This window comes from Enterococcus sp. DIV0756 (assembly GCF_051710745.1).
Taxonomy (GTDB): Bacteria; Bacillota; Bacilli; order Lactobacillales; family Enterococcaceae; genus Enterococcus_A.
The window spans coordinates 1-22,804 of record NZ_JBIOLF010000002.1 but is presented as its reverse complement, the minus strand read 5'-3'; the positions used below and the strand labels follow the sequence as shown (position 1 = coordinate 22,804).

The following is a 22,804-nucleotide window of genomic DNA, read 5'->3' as shown; positions in this document are numbered from 1 at the left end:
ATTTGGTGTTTAATTTTTTTAGCGTTATACTTGAGTTACCATGAAAAGGGAGAGTGTTTCAAGTATGACAAAAAGAGTAAAAGGTTCATGTACCACTGTACTAGTCGGAAAGAAAGCATCAATTGATGGCTCAACTATTATTTCAAGGAACGATGATGGGCATGAAGCGTTAGACCCACAACGTTTTGTGGTAGTTCAACCAGAAGATCAACCAAAACATTATCAAGCAGTGATTAGCGGCGTGAAAGTTGAATTGCCTGACAATCCAATGCGCTATACCTCAATGCCAAACTCGATTTTAACCAACGGTATTTGGCCGGCGGCGGGAATCAACAGTGAAAATGTCGCGATGTCTGCAACTGAAACAATTACGACGAACCCAAGAATTCAAGGACTTGATCCATATGTCGAAGGGGGCATTGGTGAAGAAGATATTGTTACCTTGGTTTTACCGTATATTCACAGCGCCAAAGAAGGGGTAGAACGTCTTGGTGCTTTATTGAAGGAATACGGAACTTATGAACCAAACGGCATTGCTTTTTCTGATCAAGACGAAGTTTGGTGGTTGGAAACCATCGGCGGACACCATTGGGCCGCAGTTCGCATCCCAGATGACGCTTATGTTGTTGCACCAAATCGCATGAATATTGATGACTTTGATTTTGATTCTGAGGACACGCTTTGTTCAGACGATTTAAAAGCGTTGATCGAAGACAATCACTTGAATCCAGACTATGAAGGCTATAACTTGCGTCATATTTTCGGAAGCTCTTCCATTAAAGATACCGTTTATAACAACCCACGTGCTTGGTACGGTCAAAAATATTTCACTCCTGAAGTAGAACAAGATCCGATGGATCAAGACTTGCCATTCATTTGTCGAGCAAATCGAAAAATCACGATTGAAGACGTAAAATTCGTTTTAAGTTCTCACTTCGAAAATACAAAATACGATCCTTACGGAGATGGTACGGAAGCAGAAAAAACCTTGATCCGTCCAATCGGGATCAACCGTAACCACAATGTACACATTTTACAAATTCGCAACCATGTTCCCGCTGAAATTGCTGGCGTGCATTGGTTAGCTTATGGTGCCAATACCTTTAATACTGTTGTGCCGTTCTATTCAAATGTGAGTGACACACCAGCTTGCTATAAAAATGCGACAGGTACCTTTGATTTGAATAATATGTACTGGTTAAGCTGTGCGACTGCTCTTCTAGGGGATACGGATTATAATTTCTATGTGGACTTCCGTAACACCTTCGAATTAGAAGCAATGTCAACGTATCGCGGCATTCAAAATGAAACAGATAAGGCGATTGCTGATCAATCCGATGTTCAAGCATTTCTAGAAACTGCGAACGAAAAATTAGCAGACGAATCATTGAAACGTCAAACGAAACTATTTGGCGATATGGTGATCTCAGGATCAGAACATATGAAATTACGTTACAATTTAAATGACTAAAGGACAGCATAAAGGAATCCTCCGAAAAAACGGAAGGATTCCTTTTTTTGAAGATTTATGTCATTTTTGCCACGAAAAGATTCGGATATCAAAGTAGAAATTTCTTGAAGCGTTGGTGTCAGACCTTTTTAGCTGAACCGAATCCTTATGGACAATTTTGCAAAGCATACTCAATAAAGAATTGACGATTGCCTGTTATACTGATTATGAAATAGAGAACGGATATGCAGCAACTATTTTTCAGACAAGAGGAAAGGGAGCGTGTAATGATGAAAAAAGCAATCTTGATCGTCAATCCCAGTTCTGGGAATGAAGAAGCAAAAGAATATGCCGGACAAGCACAGGAAAAATTGGAACAGTTTTTTGATGATGTCCAAGTAAAAGAAACCGAAAAAGAAGGCGACGCTACAGAATTTGCTCGCAAAGCAGCTGAAGAAAAAATCGATAGTGTCTTTGCAATGGGGGGTGATGGAACAGTCAACGAAGCGATCAGTGGATTGGCTGAACAAGCATACCGACCGAAATTTGGCTTCTTTCCATTAGGAACAGTCAATGATTTAGGGCGTTCTTTAAAAATTCCGATGGACCCTAAAGAAGCCATTGAGTCCTTTACGACCGAACGCACCACCTCGTTAGACATTGGCAAGATCAATGACGATTACTTTATGAATATCGTTTCCGTTGGCAGCATTCCTGAGGCCATTAGTGATGTTGATGTAGAAGAGAAGACGAAATTTGGTAAATTAGCTTATTTTGTCAATGGCGTTAAAGAAGTTTTTAACGATGAAAATTATCACTTCATGCTTGAAATTGATGGTGAAAAGACCGAGATCGAAAGCAGCGCAGTGGTGATTGTCCTGACTCGGACTATCGGCGGATTTACCCATATTGTTCCCGAAGCAAAGATTAATGACGGTCAGCTTTATCTACTGTATTTGAAGGATCAAAGCATCACAGATCGATTGAAAAGTGTACCGGATATTATCAAGGGTGTGGATCAATCCACCGAGAATATTGGATATACTGCCTTTAAAGAAGGTCATTTGACGGTGAAAGAAGAGGTTGAGCTTCATCCAAGTGTTGACGGAGATGAAGGACCGGAGCTGCCATTAAGTGTTAAAGTATTGCCGCAGCATTTGGAAGTCTATTATGGAGCTGACCAAGAGAGCTAAGCAAGACCACCAGTGATGGTGGTCTCAGACTGTAGACAAAGTCCAATTTATGGATGATGTCTACAGTCTTTTCTTTTATAATAGATTTATGAAAACGAATACAAGGAGTGGTGTTTTATGATGTCTAAAAACAATACGAACGGCAGAAATCAATTTGCGATGCTCACGATTGATGATCTGGTTCCGCAAGATCATCTCGTTCGAAAGATTGATGCCGCGCTTGATTTTGACTTTATTTATCCAATCGTCGAAGCCACTTACTCCAATTTAGGTCGACCAAGTATCGATCCAGTGATTCTGATCAAATTGGTGTTTATCCAGTATTTATTCGGCATCCGTTCCATGCGACAAACCATTAAGGAAGTCGACACCAATGTCGCTTACCGCTGGTTTTTAGGCTATTCCTTCGAGGAGAAAATCCCCCATTTCTCAACTTTTGGAAAGAATTATGTCCGCCGATTTAGAGAAACGACGTTGTTTGAGGATATCTTTGCCTATATTTTAGAACAAGCAGTTAAAGCAGGTTTCGTAACAGAGGATAATTTGTATCTGGATTCTACCCACATCAAAGCCAACGCCAATAAACATAAGTTTACGAAGGAAATGACCCATGATGAAGCGAAAGCCTATCAAGATGAATTAGAAGATGAGATCAATCGTCAACGAATAGAGGCCGGAAAACGCCCTTTTACTTTGGGCCTAGAAAAGGAAGTGAAGCTGAAAGAAAAATAAGTAAAGCTGATCCGGAAAGTGGCTACTACGTCAAAGGTGAACGAGAAAAACAATTTGCGTATTCTGCCCACACGGCTTGTGAGGATAATGGCTTCATTATCAGTACGATTGTGACACCAGGAAACATTCATGATAGCCAAGTTGCTCATCAATTAGTGAAACGTTCAAAACGGTTGTTCCCAGAAATGACGTGTGTTGTTGCGGATGCTGGATACAAGACACCTAAGTTTGTTCATTTTTTGACCCGTTGGAACTTGCGTCCATGTTTTCCTTATACACGGATTAAAGGGAAAAAAGGACTATTATCAAAAAACGAGTTTCTCTATGACGAGTATTATGATTGTTACATTTGTCCGCAGGATCAAATGCTCGCTTTTTCAACAGTCACTCGAGACGGATATCGTGAATACAAATCCAATTCAAAAGAGTGTGTGCACTGCCCTCTGCTAAACCAATGTACCAAAAGTAAAAATCATCAACGAGTCATCACGAGACATGTTTGGGGAGACTTAATGGATGAAGCGGAACATCTTCGTTTAACGGATCGGAATAAATCGATTTATAAAAAACGAAAACAAACGATTGAACGAATATTTGCGGATGCAAAAGAGAAGCATGGGATGCGTTGGACCAAGTATCGAGGCTTGGAAAAAGTCGCGACGCATACGATGCTAGTATTTGCTGCAATGAATTTAAAGAAATTAGCCACATGGCTATGGAAAGGCAAGGAGCCTTTATTTTTTTGTCCTGAATGTCGAAAGAAATCAGTAAAAGGACGTTCCAAACTCAAATTTCGAGTTTGGAACGTCCTTTGTCTACAGTCTGAGACCACCAGTGATGGTGGTCTTTTTGTTTATCCTTCTTAAGAGAAAATTCTCATTCAAAAATGAAGAACATAAACAAGCTCTAAGTGAGCGCTTTATCAAGCAAGGTAAATTAAAATAGAATATTTTTGGCAAAAATCATCACCTTTTTGTTTAAAAATAGTTATTTACCTTTTTGGTCATTTCTCATGAATAAGAAGCGCTTAAGCTGAACATTTGGCAATTTATTTCTTAAGGATTATAGTATTTATAGAATTAGATTTATTTTAGTTCTGTTATTCACAATACAGGGGAGGAAATAAAAATGGATATAGTGACGTTGGCCCGTTTTCAGTTCGCCATGACGACGGTTTTTCACTTTTTCTTCGTACCATTCTCGATTGGGATGGTTTTGGTTGTTGCCATTATGGAAACGTTATATGTTAAAACGAAAAATGAAAAATATCGTCAATTGGCGAAATTTTGGGGAAACATTTTCCTATTGAGTTTTGCGGTGGGCGTCGTGACTGGGATCATTCAAGAGTTTCAATTTGGAATGAACTGGTCGGATTATTCTCGGTTCGTCGGTGATATTTTTGGCGCGCCATTAGCAGTGGAGGCTTTACTAGCGTTCTTTATGGAGTCAACGTTCTTAGGACTCTGGATTTTCACATGGGATCGAGTAAAACCAGGCTTACATGTCTTCTTTATTTGGTTAGTGACGATTGCGTCGATGCTATCTGCGTTCTGGATTTTAGCCGCAAACAGCTTTATGCAGCATCCAGTTGGATATGTGCTTCGCAATGGTCGTGCGGAAATGTCTGATTTTGGTGCGGTAATCGCCAATCCAAAAGTGTGGTATGAATTCGGTCACGTAATTGCAGCGGCGATTACAATGGGCGGAATGATCGCTGCTGGACTTGCTGCGTTCCAATTATTGAAACGGAAAGATAAAAAAATGCGGGAATTTTTCATGAAATCCATGCGGATTGGATTGGTGGTTACACTATTCGGCTCCGTCCTAGTTTTAGGTGCAGGAGATGCGCAGATGAAGGCATTGATTGAAACGAATCCTATGAAGTTCGCGGCAATGGAAGGAACCTATGAAGATACCGGAGATCCGGCGGCTTGGACTTTAATTGCGTGGGACAATGAGCGGGAGCATAAACAAGTGTTTGGCGTTCAAATTCCATATATGTTGAGTATTCTATCTTATAATAAACCTTCTGGTTCAATTAAAGGAATGGATACGGTTAACAAAGAATTAGTTAAAAAATATGGAGATCGGAACTATTATCCGCCAGTTAACGCATTATTCTGGAATTTCCGGATCATGGCAGGCTTTGGTATGCTCATGTTGCTGGTGGCAATATTCGGTTTGTTCTTTACTCGGAAGAAGAAACCAATTTTATACGAGAAACGCTGGATGCTTTGGGTGATGGGACTTTGTACCTTCGCACCATTTTTAGCAAACACAGCAGGGTGGTTAGTCACAGAATTGGGACGCTATCCTTGGACGGTTTATGGTTTATTTACTATCGAAGACAGTGTCTCACCAAATGTTTCAGTAACTTCTCTATTGATTTCAAATATCATTTACTTCCTTTTATTTTCAGGTTTGGCAGTAACGATGATTTATTTAGTCAAACGTGAATTAAACAAAGGACCCGGACTTGATCAAATGAATCAGGATACTGACTCAACTGATCCTTTCGATAAGGGGGCGTTTACTCATGAGTAGTTTACAATTATTATGGTTTATATTGATCGGTGTCCTGTTTTCCGGCTTCTTCTTTCTAGAAGGGTTTGACTTTGGTGTCGGTATGTCGGTACAAACCTTAGCACACGATGAACATGAAAAGGATCAAATCGTAGAAACAATCGGGCCGGTTTGGGATGGAAATGAAGTTTGGCTCTTGACGGCTGGCGGGGCAATGTTTGCCTCATTTCCTTATTGGTATGCCTCATTATTCAGTGGCTACTATTTAATTTTGTTCATCATACTATTTGGTTTAATCATTCGCGGAGTTTCCTTCGAATTTCGCAGTCACATGCCGAAGGAACATAAACAGATTTGGAATTGGACACTGACGATTGGTAGTTTTATTGTCCCATTTTTCTTTGGCGTTCTATTTATTAGCATGATTCAAGGCATGCCATTGGATGCCAATCACAATATGATGGCGACGTTTAGTGATTACATTAATCTGTATTCATTGGTAGGTGGCGTAGCTTTAACCTTACTGTGCTATTTGCACGGCTTAAACTACATTGCTTTACGTACCGAAGGACCTGTTCGTTATCGGGCAAAAAATTATGCGCAATTGTTATATGGTGTGTTGTATTTTGGCTTAGTCGCATTTGCTATCTTGATGTACTTTAAGACAGATTTCTTCCAAAATAACTTTGCAGTAACCTTAAGCTTATTGGCAGTGATTGTGCTGCTAACGGTGATCGCAAACATTTCTGTCTTTAGAAATAAGGAAATGCTGGCCTTTATCACTAGTGGACTAACTTTGATCGCCTTAGTGGTGTTATTGTTCAGCGGGTTGTTTCCAAGAGTATTGATCAGCTCAATTCCAGGAAATGATTTGCTGATCGAACATGCTTCTTCAAGTCCATATACTCTGAAAGTCATGTCCTATATCTCATTGACGATCTTACCATTTGTCCTAGGATATACCGCTTGGACCTATTACATTTTCCGTAAACGGATCAAACACCCTCATGAGGTTGGAGTAGAATCGAATTATTAATAGTGATACGAAAAAGTTATTAGGATAAAACTTAGTTAAAAACGAATACTTTAGTAGGAGTTCAATTATGATCGACAAGAAGTTATTACAACTTCCCGGTATCAAAAAAATTCTGATGTTGCTTGCAGGATCTGCTATCCTGCAAGCAATCTTTATAATTGGACAAGCATATGGCTTGTCCATGACGATCACGCATTTATGGAACGGGGAAGAATTAAACAACCAAATAAATTGGCTATTGCTATTCTTCGTGTCTTTTGCGTTGCGTCATCTGATGACTTATTTGCGAGAGCATATGCTAGAAGAATATGCTTACCAACAGGCGAAAGATTTACGTAGTCAATTGTTGCGAAAAATCTTTCGGTTAGGTCCGCAGGTGGTGCAAAAGCAAGGAACGGGGAGTGTAGTCACCACTGCATTGGATGGAATTGATCAGGTGGAAGAGTATCTGCATTTGATCTTGCCTAAAATGCTGAATATGATGATCATTCCTTGGATTTTATTAGTGGCTATCTTTTTACTAGATTGGGAATCAGGCGTTGTCTTATTGATCGTTTTCCCTTTGATCATCATCTTTATGATTATCCTAGGCTATGCGGCTCAGAGTAAAGCGGATAAGCAATACAAAGTATTCCAAGTGTTGTCGAATCATTTTATTGATTCCCTTAGAGGGATTGACACCTTAAAATTCTTCGGAATCAGTAAACAATACAGTAAAGGTATCTTTTCTACCAGCGAGCGTTTCCGAAAAGCAACAATGAGTACGTTGAAGATCGCGATTCTATCGACCTTTGCATTAGATTTTTTTACGACCTTATCCGTAGCTGTCGTGGCGGTTTTGCTTGGGCTGCGTTTGATTAATGAAGGAATCTTCTTATTTCCGGCATTGACAGTCTTGATTTTAGCACCTGAGTATTTCTTGCCAATTCGTGATTTTTCTAGTGATTATCATGCAACCTTGGATGGAAAAAATGCGATGGCTGATGTGAATCAGATTTTAGAGTTGCCTGAGACTCAAGATGCGATGATCGGTTTATCCGCTTGGTCAAATGATAGTCAATTGAGCATCAAGATGCACTATAACTATGCCGAAAAGCTTGGAGCCGCAGTTGATTTTGAAGTAAAAGGGTACAAAAAAATCGGTATTATCGGGGTAAGCGGGTCTGGAAAATCAACATTGATTAATTTATTAAGTGGTTTTTTACGCCCGACTAATAGCCAGATACAGTTTGATGATCAAACCTTACCCGCTTTTGATCAGCCGCAATGGCAGGAGCAGTTGATTTACATTCCGCAAAATCCTTATATTTTTCAACGTTCGGTACGGGAAAATATTGCTTTTTATCATCCGCAGGCTAGCGATGAGGAAATTATGAAAGCAATCGAAGTCACTGGATTGACCGAGCTATTAAAGGAATTACCTGAAGGTTTGGAAACCAAGTTAGGTGAAGGTGCACGAACACTTAGTGGCGGACAGGCGCAACGAATTGCTTTAGCCCGTGCCTTTTTAGATCAGGAACGGAAGATTTTACTTTTTGATGAACCGACGGCTCACTTGGACATTGAAACAGAAGTTGAATTAAAGGAACGAATGCTGCCGTTGATGGAAAATCGTTTAGTCTTTTTTGCAACCCATCGACTCCATTGGTTGGCAGAAATGGACTATCTGTTAGTGATGGATCATGGCAGGCTCGTTGAACAGGGGACTGTCGCAGAACTGCAACAAAGAAACGGGGCCTTTACGAAACTGAGTCATGCATTGCGAGGTGAAGAGGGATGAAGCACATCGGATTATTGAATGTCTTTAAAACAGATGAATGGGTCAAACCTTTCTTTAAACAATATAAGAAATCCTTGATTCTTGCGTTGACACTAGGCTTCATCACGTTCTTCTGTGCAGGGGCTTTGATGTTTAATTCGGGTTATTTGATCAGTCGGGCAGCTTCATTGCCGGAAAACATATTAATGATCTATATTCCCATTGTATTGACGCGCGCTTTCGGCATCGGTCGTCCTGTTTTTCGTTATGTAGAGCGTTTGGTTAGCCACAATTGGGTCTTGAAGATGACTTCGAATTTGCGCGTAAAATTGTATGATTCGTTGGAGCAAGACGCGGTTTTCTTTAAACAAAACCATCGAACGGGGGATATTCTCGGTCTGCTTTCTGAGGATATCAATCATATCCAAAATCTGTATTTACGGACGATCTTTCCTACTATTATTGCCTGGCTGCTCTATGCCTTTGTAATTATCGGGATCGGTTACTTTTCACCTTTCTTCGCTTTAGGCATGTTGTTGCTATTAGGAGTCGTTGTATTTTTACTTCCCTTATGGTCAGTAATCATCAATGGTGCCCGCCAAGAACAGCAGAAACAGATGAAAAATCAGTTGTACAGTGATTTAACAGATAATGTGTTAGGGGTTTCAGATTGGATCTTTAGTCAACGAGGGCAGGATTATGTGAACCACCACGAAGAATCTGAAGAACCGTTGCGAGAGGTGAATCGAAAACTACAGAGCTTCCAACGCAAGCGCAATTTTATTTTACAGTTGATGTTTGGTGTGATTACGATTGCCTTGTTAGTATGGACTAGCCGCCAATTTCCTGGAAATCATGGGGGAGCAGCCAATTGGATCGCAGCTTTTGTCCTTTCAGTCTTTCCGTTGATTGATGCCTTTGCGCCGTTGCCAGCGGCAGCCCAAGAAACGAACAGTTACAAAGATTCGATCAAAAACTTGAATGATCTGCCAGCGATTCAGAAAATTGATGGACCGATCCCAACTGTTTCAGGGGCGTTGACTTTGAAAATCGACAATGTTCATTATCATTATCCCGAAAGTACCAAAAGTGTTTTATCGGGTATCAAGTTGACCTTGGAGCCCGGCGAAAAAATCGCGATTCTGGGACGCAGCGGGTCTGGCAAGAGCACGTTAGCAAATTTAATTCGCGGCGATTTACGGCCCACTGAAGGGGCAATTACGCTAAATGGGGAAGAGACCTATACATTCGGTGATGACATCAGCAATTACCTTGGTGTTATCCATCAGACACCTTATCTATTTCACACGACAATTGCGAATAATCTGCGAATTGGGAATGAAGCGGCGACTGACGAGGAGCTTTGGCAGGTGCTTGAACGAGTTGGCTTGAAGGAATTGGTGGAAACTTTGCCAGATGGCTTGATGACAATGGTGGATGAGGCCGGTTTGCGCTTTTCTGGTGGTGAGCGGCAGCGTTTGGCGCTGGCACGAATTCTGTTGCAGGAAGCCCCCATCATTTTATTGGATGAGCCAACTGTCGGCCTTGATCCGGTCACGGAGCAGGCCTTGATTCACACCTTTTTCAATGAGCTGAAAGATAAAACAGTTATTTGGATCACTCACCATCTTCAAGGGATTGAGGCGATGGACCAAGTCATCTTCATTGAAGATGGTCGGTTGAGCATGCAGGGCAGCCCATCAGAATTAGCACGAACGAATGCTCATTATAAAAAGCTGAAACAAATCGATCAGGGACTTATATAATTAAATCCTTAAAAATCAGATACCTTCTTAGAATTTAAGAAGGTATCTGATTTTTTTACTCCTAATTAGATGAATAAGCCGTTCCTTGAGTCCAAGGTATAATGAAAACGATACTTTGATTTCGATTAACATTTATAACTTGACTCCCACGTTACGTGTTGGTTCATACTAAGAATAAGAAAGACGAAGGAGGAAAAGATTATGGCAAGACCAACAACCAAAAATGAGTTGATACAAGCGGCAAATGATAACTATAAGAAAATGATCACGTTGTTAGAGACAATTCCTTCAAAACAGTTAAGCAGGCCATTTACTTTTGATGTGACGAAGGAAAAGCAAGCTCACTGGCAACGAGATAAAAATTTGCGAGACGTCTTGGTTCATCTTTATGAGTGGCACCAATTATTGTTGAATTGGGTAAAAGCAAACCAAGCAGGTGAGGAGAAACCGTTTTCGAAAGAAGGCTATAACTGGAAAAATTATGGGGCGATGAATCTTGAATTTTGGGAGAAACATCAACAAACAAATTATGAAACGGCACTTCAGCTTTTAATTGAAAGTCATAAGCAAGTAATGGCGTTAGCAAAGGAATTTTCAAATGAAGAGTTATTTTCAAAGGGGACGTTCTCTTGGGTTGGCGGCAGCACACTAGGTAGTTATTTTGTTTCTACCACAGCGAGTCATTATGACTGGGCGGCAAAGAAAATCAGAAAGTTCAAGAAATCCTTGTAGTAAAGGGGTAGATTTTTCTGCAATGCTTACTTCTTTGAAAGAACGGACTAAAAATATCGCAAACAAAATAATGAGTTAATTATAACTACCAGCTATTAGGTGAATGACTGACCTGCGCTCTTTCTGGTACAATGAAGAAAAAGTCGGTTGGAGGTAGGCTATGAAGAAAGGCAAAGTTGTTCTAGCAGCTGGCGTTCTCGGTGCCGCTGCGGTCATTATTAAAAAGAAACTGATTGATGAAACCATTACTACACATTTGATTCCTCGTCATTGGGATGAGGCGGAAATCAAGCAACGGTTGCAGGAGTTCACAGAAATCTTAGCAAGCGGAAGCGAGGAAGCATTTGCTTCGTTTATTTTAGGGAATGAGAATAAACACTTCAACTCATTAAAGGGAAAAGAATTGACCTTTTTGGAAGCTCATTTTGTTGATTTATTTAAGGTTAGAGGAAACAAATACAATAATCTACGCGGCTTAGTTTCTTATCGTGTTGCGACACCAGAGAAGGAATACACCTATTTGATCAAAGTAGCACGCTTAGGTGTTGAGCGTTTGGACTGGTATATTCAACAAGTCGTAGAACAGGATCATGGAATTAAGTATCCGAATCAGTACCTGCTTCAGCTAACACCAACACGGCCCAATGAAGAGCTTTGTCAAATCGAGACCGATGCAGGACTGATTACTATGAGACTCTTTTCGCAGGATGCTCCTAAAGCAGTCAAGAATTGGCGTGGCTTGGTAAAGCAAGGCTTCTATGACGGTACGCCATTTTCACGAGTAATCAAGGATTTTGTCATTCAAGGCGGTGCCCTAGATGGTTCTGGAGATGAAGCGCAATCAATATATGGAAGCTATTTTGAGGATGAGGTAGATGAAGGACTGTATCATTTTGACGGCGCAGTCTGCTTAGGCAATCATGGTCCGAATACTAACGGCAATCAGTTCTACATCGTGGAACGCAATCATGTAAATAGAGATCATTTGTATCGGATGAATCTACCGTTAAAAGTCCGTTCACATTATGAAGCAGTTGGTGGGATTCCCGAATTAGATGGCCGTTATACCGTCTTTGGTCAAGTCATTGATGGCATGTCTGTCGTGCGTGAGATTGCCAGTCAAGAAACGGATAAAGAGGATGCGCCGCTCAATCCGATAATGATCCGCAAAATTACCTTTAAAAAGTTCGGACACTAGCGTTTTATGTACTGACAGAATCTACCCAAAGAAGGTGAAGAGAATCAACGAGTTAAATAAATACGGACTTTTAAATTCGCTTTTAGGAATCCTCAATAATTATGATGAAGATGATTCAAAGGTGACAATTGCCAAGTATTTCTTAATCCATTTTGACAGACTAGATGACATCAACATTTTTGATGCAGCTGATGAATGTTTTGTAACACGCACATCAATTCGTCGCTTTGCGAAATTTATTGGGTTTGACAATTTCCGTCACTTAAAAAAAGATCACGAACAGTATGACTATTATTTACAATTCGATGATAGGGAAGACTATCCTGATTATTTAGCAGACCAGATTATTCAAATGGCAGCGAACCTTCGAAATGTCGTTGGAACTGACATTGATGAAATTGTTAGAACAATCATTGCCTCGCGAGAAATTATTTTTTTAGTTTCGGATATCTATGGAGCAAGATGTTTGGAGTTTCAAAAGGAAATGATTTTTTCGGGAAAAATGGTTCGAATCGTATCTTATAATTTTTCCGATAATAAGGTACTTAAACGGATTGTTCCTAGTGATCTTGTGATTGTTATTTCTGTTTTAGGCAGTTTTACTTATCAAATAGATGAGTTTATCAGTCAATTAAGCTGTAAAAAGGCCATCATGACTTCGATGGATGATCCCGACATGCTAGGTAATTATGATTTGGTTCTTCCAATGGGAGAAATTGGTCATCCATCCTCCAAAACTGTTTATCACACCCTAGCAATTGAGTACTATCTAGACGTAATTTACCATGAATATCAACGACAAGTGAGAAAAAAAGGGACATAATCTGTTCCTTTTTTTTATTTGGCATTTGTTACACTATAAATGAATTCGAATTCACTATCTGCAGATAAAAACCAAACAAGGGGGCTTTCCGAATGTCCAATAAAGAGTTAAGTGAAGAAATACTGTCAGGCTTTGGCGGTAAAGACAATATCTTAAATGCTACTCATTGTGCGACTAGACTACGTTTGACGATAAAAAATGAAGATGTGGTAAATGAAGAATCGGTAAAGGAAATAAAGGGGGTTTTAGGGCTAGTCAAAAATGAAAATGAATATCAAGTAATTATCGGTACAAGTGTCGGTGCTGTTTACCTAGAGTTTAGTAAGCTGGGGGATTTTGGAAGCGGTGACAAGGGTGGCGGAGATTCTGCTACAACTGTTGCCTCTCAAAATAAAGAGAAAAAGAATTATTATCTGATTGCTACTGACTTTATTGCCGGGACTGTATTACCAACGCTGCCAATTATCGTAGCTGGTGGAATGATGAGCGCGGTTTTGGTAATGTGTAAAACCTTCTTTAATTTATCAACAGAAACGGGAACTTATTCTGTATTAAATTCAATTTATACGGCAGCCTTTACTTTTCTCCCAATATTTGTCGGTTACAATGCCGCCAAAAAACTAACGATCAATCCCATGCTAGGTTCCTTATTAGGCGCAGTATTGGTCTCACCAGATATTAGCGGAGTGGAAAAGCTCGATTTTCTTGGTGTTCCAGTGACCACAGCAAATTATGGTAGTACAATTTTACCCGTCATCTTTGGTGTTCTCTTTATGGCGCTTGTTTATCGACCTTTGGATAAATATATTCCAAAGGAAGTGAAATTTTTCTTTGTGCCCTTATTGACTATGCTGATTACGGTTCCTGTAACTTTGGTGTGTTTAGCGCCAATTGGCACTTGGTTAGGTCAATGGATTGGTATTGGTCTACTCTGGATGAATACAAATCTTGGCTGGTTATCGGTAGGAGTGATCGGTGCTGCATCAGCTTTCTTAGTCTTTACAGGAACAGGGACAGGACTTTACGCGGCGATCTTCCTAGCTTTTTCGGAAAATGGCTTTGAAAATTTTATCATGCCAGGAATGTTAGCGGGAAATTTAGCAATTGGCGGTGCTGCAATTGCCGCAATGACACTTGTAAAAGACAAAGACACCAAAGCAATGGCCTTTTCATCAGGCTTAACCGCTGTTTTTGGAATTACTGAGCCAGCAATTTTCGGGGTGCTGATTCCCTATCAAAAACCCTTTATAAGTGCAGCAATCGGCGGTGGTATCGGTGGATTATTTGCCGGTTTAACCCATGTGGCGGAATATGCATTTGTTTCGCCTGGTGTTGCAAGTATCGTTGCCTTCATTAATCCAGATGGCACTCATAAAAACCTGATCATGGCGATCGGCACAATGGTGTTGGCATTTGCAGGTGCGTTTATTGCAACGAAAATAATCGGAATCAAAGAAGGAGTGGGTGAGTAATATGGAGAAAAAAAATTATGTATTTCCCAAAGACTTTTTATGGGGAGGCGCTACTGCGGCAACGCAATGTGAAGGTGCTTGGAATAAAGATGGAAAAGGAGCCTCTGTCCTCGATCATTGTACGAATGGGGATCGAGAACATCCGCGAAAAGTAACAGACATAATTGATACGGAAAAGCATTTTTATCCAAGCCATCAAGGTTGTTTGCAGTATGATCGTTTTGAAGAAGATATCGAATTGTTGGCTGAAATGGGCTTTAAAACGTATCGGCTGTCAATTAATTGGTCGCGTATTTTTCCAAACGGCGACGACGAGGAGCCAAACCAAGCAGGATTAGATTATTATCGTAGACTATTCGAAAAATGTCGTGAGCACGAGATTGAACCAACTGTTACCATGACTCACTATGATATCCCTTGGAATATCTGTGTAAAATATGGTGGCTGGACAAATCGTAAAGTGATTGATTTATTCTTGAAATACGCTGAAACAATTTTGACGGAATACAAAGGACTCGTTACTCGCTGGCTAACACATAATGAAATTAACTTTGGTACGATTTCTTATGGGGAATTGATCACCTCTGGTATTCTGCCTAAGCATCGAAAAATTGTGATGCACGACGCGGATGCGACGACCGAAGATATTAACAATCGTTTTCAAGCTCTGCATCATGAATTTATTGCTAGTGCTAAGGTAGTACAACTGGCGCATGAGATTGATCCGGCTAATGAAGTAGGCTGTATGATGTGCGGCTTTGCCTTTTACCCATTGTCTTGTAAACCCGGTGATGTGGCTGCAGCGCAGCGGGATATGGAAATTTGGAATTATTATTGTATGGATGTGATGTGCAAAGGGAAGTATTCTTATTGGGCGAAACGCTATTGGAAGGAAAACGAGATTAGTCTGGCAATTTCAGAAGAGGATTCCAAAATTCTGGAAAACGGTACTGTTGACTTTATTAGTTTTAGCTATTACCGTACGGATTGCTCCACCGATGAATTGGAAAAACATGAGGGATCCACCGATTTTGGGATGCAAAATCCACTACTGGAAGCTACTGAATGGGGGTGGACGATAGACCCGGCTGGTTTGAGATGGCTGCTTAACGAGTATTATGCACGCTATGAAAAGCCGTTGATGATCGTTGAAAATGGTATTGGTGCCTATGAAACGATGGAAACCGATGGAGCAATTCATGATACCCATCGTATCGAATACATGAGAGAACATTTTAAAGCGATGGCGCTAGCAATCGAGGACGGGGTAGAACTGATTGGTTACGCTTGCTGGAGTGCCATTGATATTGTTTCCGCGGGAACCGGAGAGTTCAAGAAGCGATACGGATTGATTTATGTCGACGCGGATGATTTGGGGAACGGAACCTATGACCGTCACAAAAAAGATTCCTTCTTCTGGTACAAAAAGGTTATCGCCTGCAATGGTGAGTGCTTAGACTAATTGCTACATTCATAAACCAGTGAGCGTGAACACATACCTCACTGGTTTATGTTATTTTACATAGATGAACGATGCGAAGAAAATCAAATTAGAGAACAAAAAAAGTTAAGGAATGCTTAAATTGCGCTTCCTTAACTTTCTTTATAATACCATGTTTTTAATTATTTTTCAAGATTGTCTTTTGCGTTAGCTTATGCTATTAGGTCTATGAAAGGAGTGGATAGAGCAATGACGAATTTCGATTTATCGTTATTTAACCAACTTTTAGCAGAGCAAAAGGAGGAAACAAGAACAACAATCAACCAAGCACTTCAAGCCAACCACAAGAGCTTTCAATTATCTGTAGCAGAGTTCACCGAGATTGCTGAGGAAAGAGCGCAGCTATTTAAGGATCATCATTTACTTGATTTCAGTTGGGAGAATTCAAAAACAGTCGCACGTTTCTTGGCAGAACAGCCAATCTATTACAAAAGCGAATACATGGAACATTACTCAATTTGTCAAGCGCTCTTCTATTATCTGCGAGCGTATCATCCCGGGCAGGTGTCGGATCAAGATATTCTCGAAGAAATCGAACAACGCTATCAAAAGTATCAAGGAGACTTGGATCTACTGCAGGGCTCCTTTGAGGATTTTCCAGACTTGGATTCGGAGGAAGACGAATGAAGAACGAAGTGTTAGATCCAGATTTTTATCCCTTTTTCATGAGGAAATTACAGGAGCACTTGAGCGGTTCAAGTGTTATAACGATTGATCAAGCTGAGAGAATTCAGCAATCGATAGAATTTGTTCTAGCCCAAGGTGGTGAAGGCAGCTTACCAGAGCGATTTGAGCAAGGCAAACATCAGTTAAAGCAGCGCTTGAAAAAATTGCAGCAGCTTTATGAAACGATTATGGCTAATTATCAAAGTTTTGAAATTGACTCCCTAAAAGAAAGTCTAATTGAAATTGGTCATTTTTTTAAGACCTATGATCTTGAATATGGGGCTGCTGAAAACGATCAAGCCTTTCTCGATTATCAACTCTCGGTAGCTGTTCCCAAAGATTTTGTTGGACTTGAATATTATGAACGTTACTTACAAAATCTAGCTGCTGAAGTATTCTTTCTTAAAAATATTCCTGAACATCAAATCTACGAGTTGTTAGATTGCTATCAGGAGAAGCTAGGCTTTGATTATCGTCAGGATGTTAATAATCTATTTGAGATTGTCTTTCGGCAAATCGTGGGGAAAATGCTCATCGCTAAAAAAGAAAATGACACTTTATTACTTAACCGAGTCGAAGCTCAATATGCAATGGTTCAGATCCAAAATGAAGATTTGCCGTCTAAGTTAACCCAATTAATTGAACTGAATCCCTATTATCGACATGTATTTGAACAATTTAAAGAAACTATTCGTCACTTACAAGAGCCTGAGCGTGCGTTTGAGTTCTTTTTGAGTATCACTGCAAAGAAGCGGCGTTTAGAATTACCACCTACGCTATCGGTTATGCGTTTCAATCAACTGCTCGAAGCCTATTCTGTAGCTGATCAACAAGAGAAAATCTGTCTGATTTCCCAAAATATTTCCGCTCCTAGTGACTTTGAAGAATTTCTCAAAATTACCTCAAATACACCAGAGTTTTATAAAAGACTTTTTAAAGAGCTAGAAAAAGACTTTATAATAACTTTGATACTATATGTAATGAAGAAATATAGATGTGAAAATTATCAAGCTATCATTGATTTAAAGGGAAAAAACAACTTTTTATACTTTTTAAAAGACTATTTAAAATCTTTATCAATCAATGATCAATCACAGCTTTTTTCTTCTCTAGAAGACTATCAACTAGTTTCGTATGACTTTTCATAGATAAAAAAGTCATGAGGTTTCCTATTCCTTCAAATTTTGCTCGACCAGTTTTGTCTCTAAAAAAGAAAGTTATGAAATTATTCAGCAAAAACTGATTATTGCTCACTTTATTTGGATTCTTATTATTTCAATAGTTATTTTTTAAGCAATATTCCAGTGGCAGGGCCCATTTTCCGTTAATTTGTAGGCAAATAGCAGAAAGCTTTTTGCTTAGGAGGAAACAGAAATGAGTACCTATTTTAAATTTATAGTAATCGCTGCACTTTTTCTATCAACAGGAGCAGCATCTGTATTGGGGCAATCGGTGAGTAGTTCTTCAAGTACGACCGATCAAAAGACTGTGGAGCAATCAACAAGTAAAAGTAAAGAAGTTGAGTCATCAATGGATGAAGACTCTGCCTCTACCACTAATTCAAGTCAAATACCTGAAAACAGTAGTCAGTCAACCAAGCAAAGCAATAGTGAAAAGTCAGAAGCTTCGACAGCTTCTGAAGAAGCAAGTCCAGCTGTTGCTCCTGTAGAGACATCGACGGAAGCAACGGATGAAACGACGCGACCAGCACCAACAATCAATGAGGCGGAACCAAACAACACGGCAACGCCTGAACCAGCGACGCAAAACGCGGCAACACCCGAACCTGTAGCCATGCAGGCAAACCAGTTAAAAATTGGCGGACAAATGATTTCCTATTTAAATGCAGGTCAAGGGAATGGGCAAGCAATCATTGATGCCAATCCCAATCTTGTAGCAACATGGGGTGGTGCGTCTGTACAATCAGGAAATGATGGTGCCAATACACACTTTATTGGACACAACCCTGGAATCTTTAACGTGTTGTTTTCAGTAGGTGTTGGGGAAACAATTGATATTTCTGACAGCTCAAATAACCTAACGACGTATACAGTTTCTCAAATTGTTACCGTAAACGATTCTGGAGTAGCAGCAGATGGCACAGATTACTGGGATCAAATCACCGGCTCTGGTGGCGGCGAACGGATTAGCTTGCAAACATGTATCAATGATGACTACAATTTGATTGTTTTTGCCAGTAAATAGAATAGTAAAAGAGGCGTCCCATCTTAAAGTCAGATCTTTAAGTGGGTACGCCTCTTTTTATTTATTGATTAGTTCCTCAGAGAAATAAAGCTCTTTGGCTGTTTTTGATTTAATATTCCCGAGGGCTTTCAAATGCTTTCGTGCTTCTCTTTTTTGATGAGCTACAATAAAGTTCCAAAGATTTTCTCGATCAGATGCAGAAAAGAAATTATTGACGATCAAGACATTCTCGTTTTCATAGCCTCTAATTGGATTATTGCTTAAGACAATGTCGTAAGTGGCAAAGTTTTCAAAATCATCAGGTCCAGCTGAAATGACGGGTTCGTTAAATGTATCAACGGTAATCCAATTACTATAATTGGCGATTAGAAAATCACGCAGCATTTCTGCATGTTTACGGCCCAAATCACTCACTACATGAATCGTAACCTTTTGTCTTAGTTTTTCCAGATGAATAGGAAGTTGAGACCATTCCTTCATTAACAGGAAAAAGATATTATTGATGCGTATATCGGTCCATAATTCAGGTGATTTTTTTTCAATATCTTGCAAATGAATCTTTACAAGCGTTGAAAAAATCGGGTATACGAGCTGGATTTCTCGCGCAAATTTACGGTGTTTATCAAAGAGCATGACTTGTCGGTAAGGGTAGAAATTATATTCTACATACCAAGACATCATCTCCTGCATGATTTTCCGTTTATCATCTTGATTCAGCGGATACTCGATGCCTTGAGAGAGATTTTTCAAAAAAGTATCAATTTTACTGTTGATTCGAACGATTTGCTCAGGATTGTCCCAATTGTAGAATTCATGGAAAACCGTACGGCTGACCTCTCGGTACCATTTCTTTGGCAGTGTAAAATCGGTATGAGCCAGCAGATGTTCTGCGAAAGGTCGACTGAAATCCATCACTTTGTCGATCGTGTCATCTTCTTCGGCATAAATATTTTCGGGTAAATAGAAGCCTTGATGCATACGATTTAAAGTCACCAAAAACAAATAGGCCGCTTCCTGAATTTCACGATCGTCCAAAGAAACGTCAAAGTCTGTGGATGTCCGCATAATAAAGCAAGTAGTTTCTTCATGATCTAAAGTAAAGGGCCATTCATTCGCCCCATAGGCTTCAGTAAAGTATTGCTGATAAAAGAAACGCACCCAGCGTTCATCTGGTCCAGTAATCCGAAAAGGAGACCGCTCAAGTTGGAGACCACGTCGTTTTAGGAAATCTTCTAAAGCATTAACCATCCGGTAAAACGAAGCCTCACTCATAAATAATTCGTTGATCCAATATTCTGCATCCTGATTGGACTCATACAGCATTTTTTCAACGAATTGAAATTCATTGGATTCACTATAGATCAATCCATAAACATTCCCCAGTTTATTTGAGGTGATATTGTTCAGACGTACACCTTGAAATTTAGAGTATTCAATATAGATGTAGTCGCCCCAAAATTCATTGATATAATCAATATCGGATAAAAGTGTTTTAGCTGAACAATCAATTTTGCGGGCAGCCTCTTTGATGTCACACCAAGCCGGCAGCTGATCCAAAAATTCCACAAATTGAATTCGGCGGTAAGTAGAGGAGTTAAGTAATTGTTTCATATTGACTCCTTTCGAAAATAATTATTTATAATCATAAGTTTACCGATTTTCTTAAAAAAAAGCGAGTATTTTCAAGCTAAATGTTATGGTATGATTAAAAAAAACAAAGGAGTACATAATCGTGATCAAATTAGAGAAAGTTATTGCCCCAAAATTAGATGGAAATGTATTGCCTGTTCAACTAACCGATGAAACAATGGCTGCTCGTAAAGCCAATCTCTTAAAAAAAATGCAGGAAGCAAACTATGAGGCTGTTGTGATTTACGCTGATTTGGAGCATGGTGGAAATTTCGAATATTTCACTGGTTTTGTCCCTCGTTTTGAAGAAGCGTTACTGGTGATCCATCAAAGCGGAGAAGCTTATTTAGTGTTAGGAAATGAGAACCTTAATAAGGTGCCTTTTGCGCGGATAGAGGCAGAAGCGGTTCATATGCCGCATTTTTCATTACCGAATCAGCCAATGGAAACGACATTAAGTGTGTCGGAGATTTTAAAACAAACCAAACTGGAAAAAGCGGAAAATATTGGTTTGATTGGCTGGAAAAACTTTACCAGTCGACAGGAGGACAATGCGGTCCTGTATGATCTGCCTTATTTTCTAGTAGATGGCTTAAAGCAAGCTGCGCCAGAAGCAAGTTTAAAAAACGCAACTAATTTGATGATCGGAGAAAACGGTCTGCGCACGACGAACAATGCCAATGAAATCGCGCATTATGAGTTTGGTGCCATGGTTGCTGGGAATTGTATTTTGCAAGCTATGGATCAGTTAGAGCTCGGAAAAAGTGAAATGACCATTGGCGCTTACTTAAATGATTTAGGGCAAAGCCCAAGTGTCGTGACGATTATGGCAACGGGTGCGCGCTTTGAAAAGGCAAATCTTTATCCAAGCGCGAAGAAAATCCAGCTTGGCGATCGAATTTCTATGACTACGGGCTACAAAGGTGGTCTGCAAAGTCGCGGCGGATATGCCGTTCACTCAAGCAACGAGCTGCCCGAAGGAGAAAGGGATTATTTGGATCGCGTAGCAAAACCTTATTTTAATGCTGTTAAAACGTGGTTTGAGACGATTACAATCAACATGCTGGGTTCATCATTATACGATAAAATCGAAGAAGTCTTGCCAAAACAGCAATATGGCTGGCATTTGAATCCAGGACATCTTTGTGCCGATGAAGAATGGCTGGCCTCTCCTGTTTATCCAGACTCGAAAGAAACAATTAAAAGCGGCATGATTTTTCAATTTGATATCATTCCTTCTGTCCCTGGCTATTCTGGCGCCAGTTGTGAAGGTGGTGTTGTACTGGCAGATGAAACATTGAGAGCAACTATTCAAAAAGAATACCCAGAAATGTGGGAGCGGATGCAGGCACGCCGTAAGTATTTAATAGAAGAAATTGGAATCAAATTAAGTGAAGAGGTTTTACCAATGTGTAATGCTACAGCGTATTATCGGCCATTCTTCTTAAATAAAGAGACTGCTTTGACAGCTAAATAAACAACGAAAAAACACTTGAATAAACATTTGAGTGTTTTTTCGTTGCTTTATTTTCTATAAATCATGGATTAAGTAAAGAAATAAACGTTATTGAAAATATTCAGTAGCAGATTATTAGATAAAACGTTATACTTATTATAGACAGGCAGTCGGTCGCGAAAAAAGGGAATGAGAAGAATGCGGATATCAAAAAATCCTGTTGTACGAAAAAATGAAATTTTGGACGTTGCCGGAAAGCTTTTTGCAGAGAAAGGATTTGATCAAACAAGTACAGGTGAAATCATCGCAGAAGTAGGAATTGCCCGTGGAACCTTGTACTATCACTTTAAATCGAAGGAAGAAATTATGAATGCGTTAGTTCAACGAACAACAGAGCAGCTATCAATTGCGGCCAAGCAAGCTGCAGATAATCAAGAGATTCCGGTTTTTCAACGGTTTGTTCAAACTGTATTAGCGCTACGAGTAGATACTTCAGAGGATGAATTATTGATGGACTATGTTCATAAGCCGCAAAATGCTCTAATGCATCAAAAGGTTCAAACTGCTTTAGTCCAGGAAATTACTCCAGTGTTAACTAACATTGTTGAGGATGGAATCAGGCAACAGCTATTTCAGACAGACTATCCATACGAGTCGGTAGAA

General features: G+C 39.8%; 17 protein-coding genes and 1 pseudogene. 17 read left to right on the top strand and 1 reads right to left on the bottom strand.

Annotation, left to right across the window (positions count from 1 at the left end; translation table 11 throughout):
* Positions 1 to 64: 64 nt before the first annotated feature.
* The 15 genes and pseudogenes from IGI44_RS16475 to IGI44_RS16405 all read left to right on the top strand — a co-directional run bounded on the left by IGI44_RS16475 (position 65) and on the right by IGI44_RS16405 (position 19,056).
* Entirely contained in the window at positions 65 to 1,471 is a 1,407-nt protein-coding gene (locus tag IGI44_RS16475) for a C69 family dipeptidase (protein ID WP_438789029.1), read from the top strand.
* A 224-nt stretch (positions 1,472 to 1,695) separates the two neighbouring features.
* Complete coding sequence (locus IGI44_RS16470; protein WP_438789028.1) at positions 1,696 to 2,643, top strand: diacylglycerol/lipid kinase family protein; 948 nt, start codon at positions 1,696 to 1,698, stop codon at positions 2,641 to 2,643.
* A gap of 117 nt (positions 2,644 to 2,760) precedes the next feature.
* Positions 2,761 to 4,201, top strand: a pseudogene (locus tag IGI44_RS16465) (IS1182 family transposase).
* Positions 4,202 to 4,503: 302 nt separating this feature from the next.
* Positions 4,504 to 5,919 carry a cytochrome ubiquinol oxidase subunit I gene (locus IGI44_RS16460; protein ID WP_438789027.1) on the top strand — a complete coding sequence of 472 codons (1,416 nt, stop codon included), beginning with the start codon at positions 4,504 to 4,506 and terminating at the stop codon, positions 5,917 to 5,919.
* Positions 5,912 to 6,934 carry a cytochrome d ubiquinol oxidase subunit II gene (gene cydB, locus IGI44_RS16455; protein ID WP_438789026.1) on the top strand — a complete coding sequence of 341 codons (1,023 nt, stop codon included), beginning with the start codon at positions 5,912 to 5,914 and terminating at the stop codon, positions 6,932 to 6,934. Before IGI44_RS16460 ends, cydB begins: the two co-directional genes overlap by 8 nt.
* 67 nt (positions 6,935 to 7,001) lie before the next feature.
* Positions 7,002 to 8,714 carry a thiol reductant ABC exporter subunit CydD gene (gene cydD / locus IGI44_RS16450; RefSeq protein ID WP_438789025.1) on the top strand — a complete coding sequence of 571 codons (1,713 nt, stop codon included), beginning with the start codon at positions 7,002 to 7,004 and terminating at the stop codon, positions 8,712 to 8,714.
* Complete coding sequence (cydC, locus tag IGI44_RS16445; protein ID WP_438789024.1) at positions 8,711 to 10,459, top strand: thiol reductant ABC exporter subunit CydC; 1,749 nt, start codon at positions 8,711 to 8,713, stop codon at positions 10,457 to 10,459. The genes cydD and cydC overlap by 4 nt, the downstream gene beginning before the upstream one ends.
* 201 nt (positions 10,460 to 10,660) lie before the next feature.
* Positions 10,661 to 11,191 (top strand): ClbS/DfsB family four-helix bundle protein, encoded by a 531-nt coding sequence (locus IGI44_RS16440; RefSeq protein WP_438789023.1) that lies wholly within the window; start codon positions 10,661 to 10,663, stop codon positions 11,189 to 11,191.
* Between the two features lie 160 nt (positions 11,192 to 11,351).
* Positions 11,352 to 12,389, top strand: a complete 1,038-nt coding sequence (locus tag IGI44_RS16435) for a peptidylprolyl isomerase (protein ID WP_438789022.1) — start codon at positions 11,352 to 11,354, stop codon at positions 12,387 to 12,389.
* Positions 12,390 to 12,510: 121 nt separating this feature from the next.
* On the top strand, positions 12,511 to 13,212 hold the full coding sequence (locus tag IGI44_RS16430; protein WP_438789021.1) for a MurR/RpiR family transcriptional regulator: 702 nt from the start codon (positions 12,511 to 12,513) through the stop codon (positions 13,210 to 13,212).
* A gap of 92 nt (positions 13,213 to 13,304) precedes the next feature.
* Entirely contained in the window at positions 13,305 to 14,684 is a 1,380-nt protein-coding gene (locus tag IGI44_RS16425; RefSeq protein ID WP_438789020.1) for a PTS transporter subunit EIIC, read from the top strand.
* Position 14,685: 1 nt separating this feature from the next.
* Positions 14,686 to 16,146 (top strand): glycoside hydrolase family 1 protein, encoded by a 1,461-nt coding sequence (locus IGI44_RS16420; RefSeq protein ID WP_438789019.1) that lies wholly within the window; start codon positions 14,686 to 14,688, stop codon positions 16,144 to 16,146.
* A gap of 228 nt (positions 16,147 to 16,374) precedes the next feature.
* Positions 16,375 to 16,812, top strand: a complete 438-nt coding sequence (locus IGI44_RS16415; RefSeq protein WP_438789018.1) for a DUF6323 family protein — start codon at positions 16,375 to 16,377, stop codon at positions 16,810 to 16,812.
* Positions 16,809 to 17,999 carry a DUF6179 domain-containing protein gene (locus IGI44_RS16410; RefSeq protein ID WP_438789017.1) on the top strand — a complete coding sequence of 397 codons (1,191 nt, stop codon included), beginning with the start codon at positions 16,809 to 16,811 and terminating at the stop codon, positions 17,997 to 17,999. Before IGI44_RS16415 ends, IGI44_RS16410 begins: the two co-directional genes overlap by 4 nt.
* Before the next feature lie 226 nt (positions 18,000 to 18,225).
* The gene (locus tag IGI44_RS16405) at positions 18,226 to 19,056 is read left to right on the top strand and encodes a sortase domain-containing protein (RefSeq protein WP_438789016.1); all 831 of its coding nucleotides are present in this window, start codon (positions 18,226 to 18,228) and stop codon (positions 19,054 to 19,056) included.
* A gap of 57 nt (positions 19,057 to 19,113) precedes the next feature.
* On the opposite strand, the gene IGI44_RS16400 is transcribed toward IGI44_RS16405, so the two are convergent.
* Positions 19,114 to 20,667, bottom strand: coding sequence for a helix-turn-helix domain-containing protein (locus IGI44_RS16400; protein WP_438789015.1), 1,554 nt, complete (start codon positions 20,665 to 20,667; stop codon positions 19,114 to 19,116).
* A gap of 121 nt (positions 20,668 to 20,788) precedes the next feature.
* On the opposite strand from IGI44_RS16400, the gene IGI44_RS16395 reads away from it, so the two are divergent.
* Positions 20,789 to 22,162 carry a M24 family metallopeptidase gene (locus IGI44_RS16395; protein ID WP_438789014.1) on the top strand — a complete coding sequence of 458 codons (1,374 nt, stop codon included), beginning with the start codon at positions 20,789 to 20,791 and terminating at the stop codon, positions 22,160 to 22,162.
* Between the two features lie 177 nt (positions 22,163 to 22,339).
* The coding region (locus IGI44_RS16390) for a TetR/AcrR family transcriptional regulator (RefSeq protein WP_438789013.1) at positions 22,340 to 22,804 on the top strand (465 nt) is incomplete at its 3' end.

Coding starts and splice junctions, on each gene's coding strand:
- IGI44_RS16440 (WP_438789023.1), top strand. CDS start 10,661: ATGGCAAGACCAACAACCAAAAATGAGTTGATACAAGCGGCAAATGAT.
- IGI44_RS16405 (WP_438789016.1), top strand. CDS start 18,226: ATGAGTACCTATTTTAAATTTATAGTAATCGCTGCACTTTTTCTATCA.
- IGI44_RS16415 (WP_438789018.1), top strand. CDS start 16,375: ATGACGAATTTCGATTTATCGTTATTTAACCAACTTTTAGCAGAGCAA.
- IGI44_RS16470 (WP_438789028.1), top strand. CDS start 1,696: ATGCAGCAACTATTTTTCAGACAAGAGGAAAGGGAGCGTGTAATGATG.
- IGI44_RS16425 (WP_438789020.1), top strand. CDS start 13,305: ATGTCCAATAAAGAGTTAAGTGAAGAAATACTGTCAGGCTTTGGCGGT.
- cydD (WP_438789025.1), top strand. CDS start 7,002: ATGATCGACAAGAAGTTATTACAACTTCCCGGTATCAAAAAAATTCTG.
- IGI44_RS16400 (WP_438789015.1), bottom strand. CDS start 20,667: ATGAAACAATTACTTAACTCCTCTACTTACCGCCGAATTCAATTTGTG.
- cydC (WP_438789024.1), top strand. CDS start 8,711: ATGAAGCACATCGGATTATTGAATGTCTTTAAAACAGATGAATGGGTC.
- IGI44_RS16475 (WP_438789029.1), top strand. CDS start 65: ATGACAAAAAGAGTAAAAGGTTCATGTACCACTGTACTAGTCGGAAAG.
- IGI44_RS16420 (WP_438789019.1), top strand. CDS start 14,686: ATGGAGAAAAAAAATTATGTATTTCCCAAAGACTTTTTATGGGGAGGC.
- IGI44_RS16460 (WP_438789027.1), top strand. CDS start 4,504: ATGGATATAGTGACGTTGGCCCGTTTTCAGTTCGCCATGACGACGGTT.
- IGI44_RS16435 (WP_438789022.1), top strand. CDS start 11,352: ATGAAGAAAGGCAAAGTTGTTCTAGCAGCTGGCGTTCTCGGTGCCGCT.
- cydB (WP_438789026.1), top strand. CDS start 5,912: ATGAGTAGTTTACAATTATTATGGTTTATATTGATCGGTGTCCTGTTT.
- IGI44_RS16410 (WP_438789017.1), top strand. CDS start 16,809: ATGAAGAACGAAGTGTTAGATCCAGATTTTTATCCCTTTTTCATGAGG.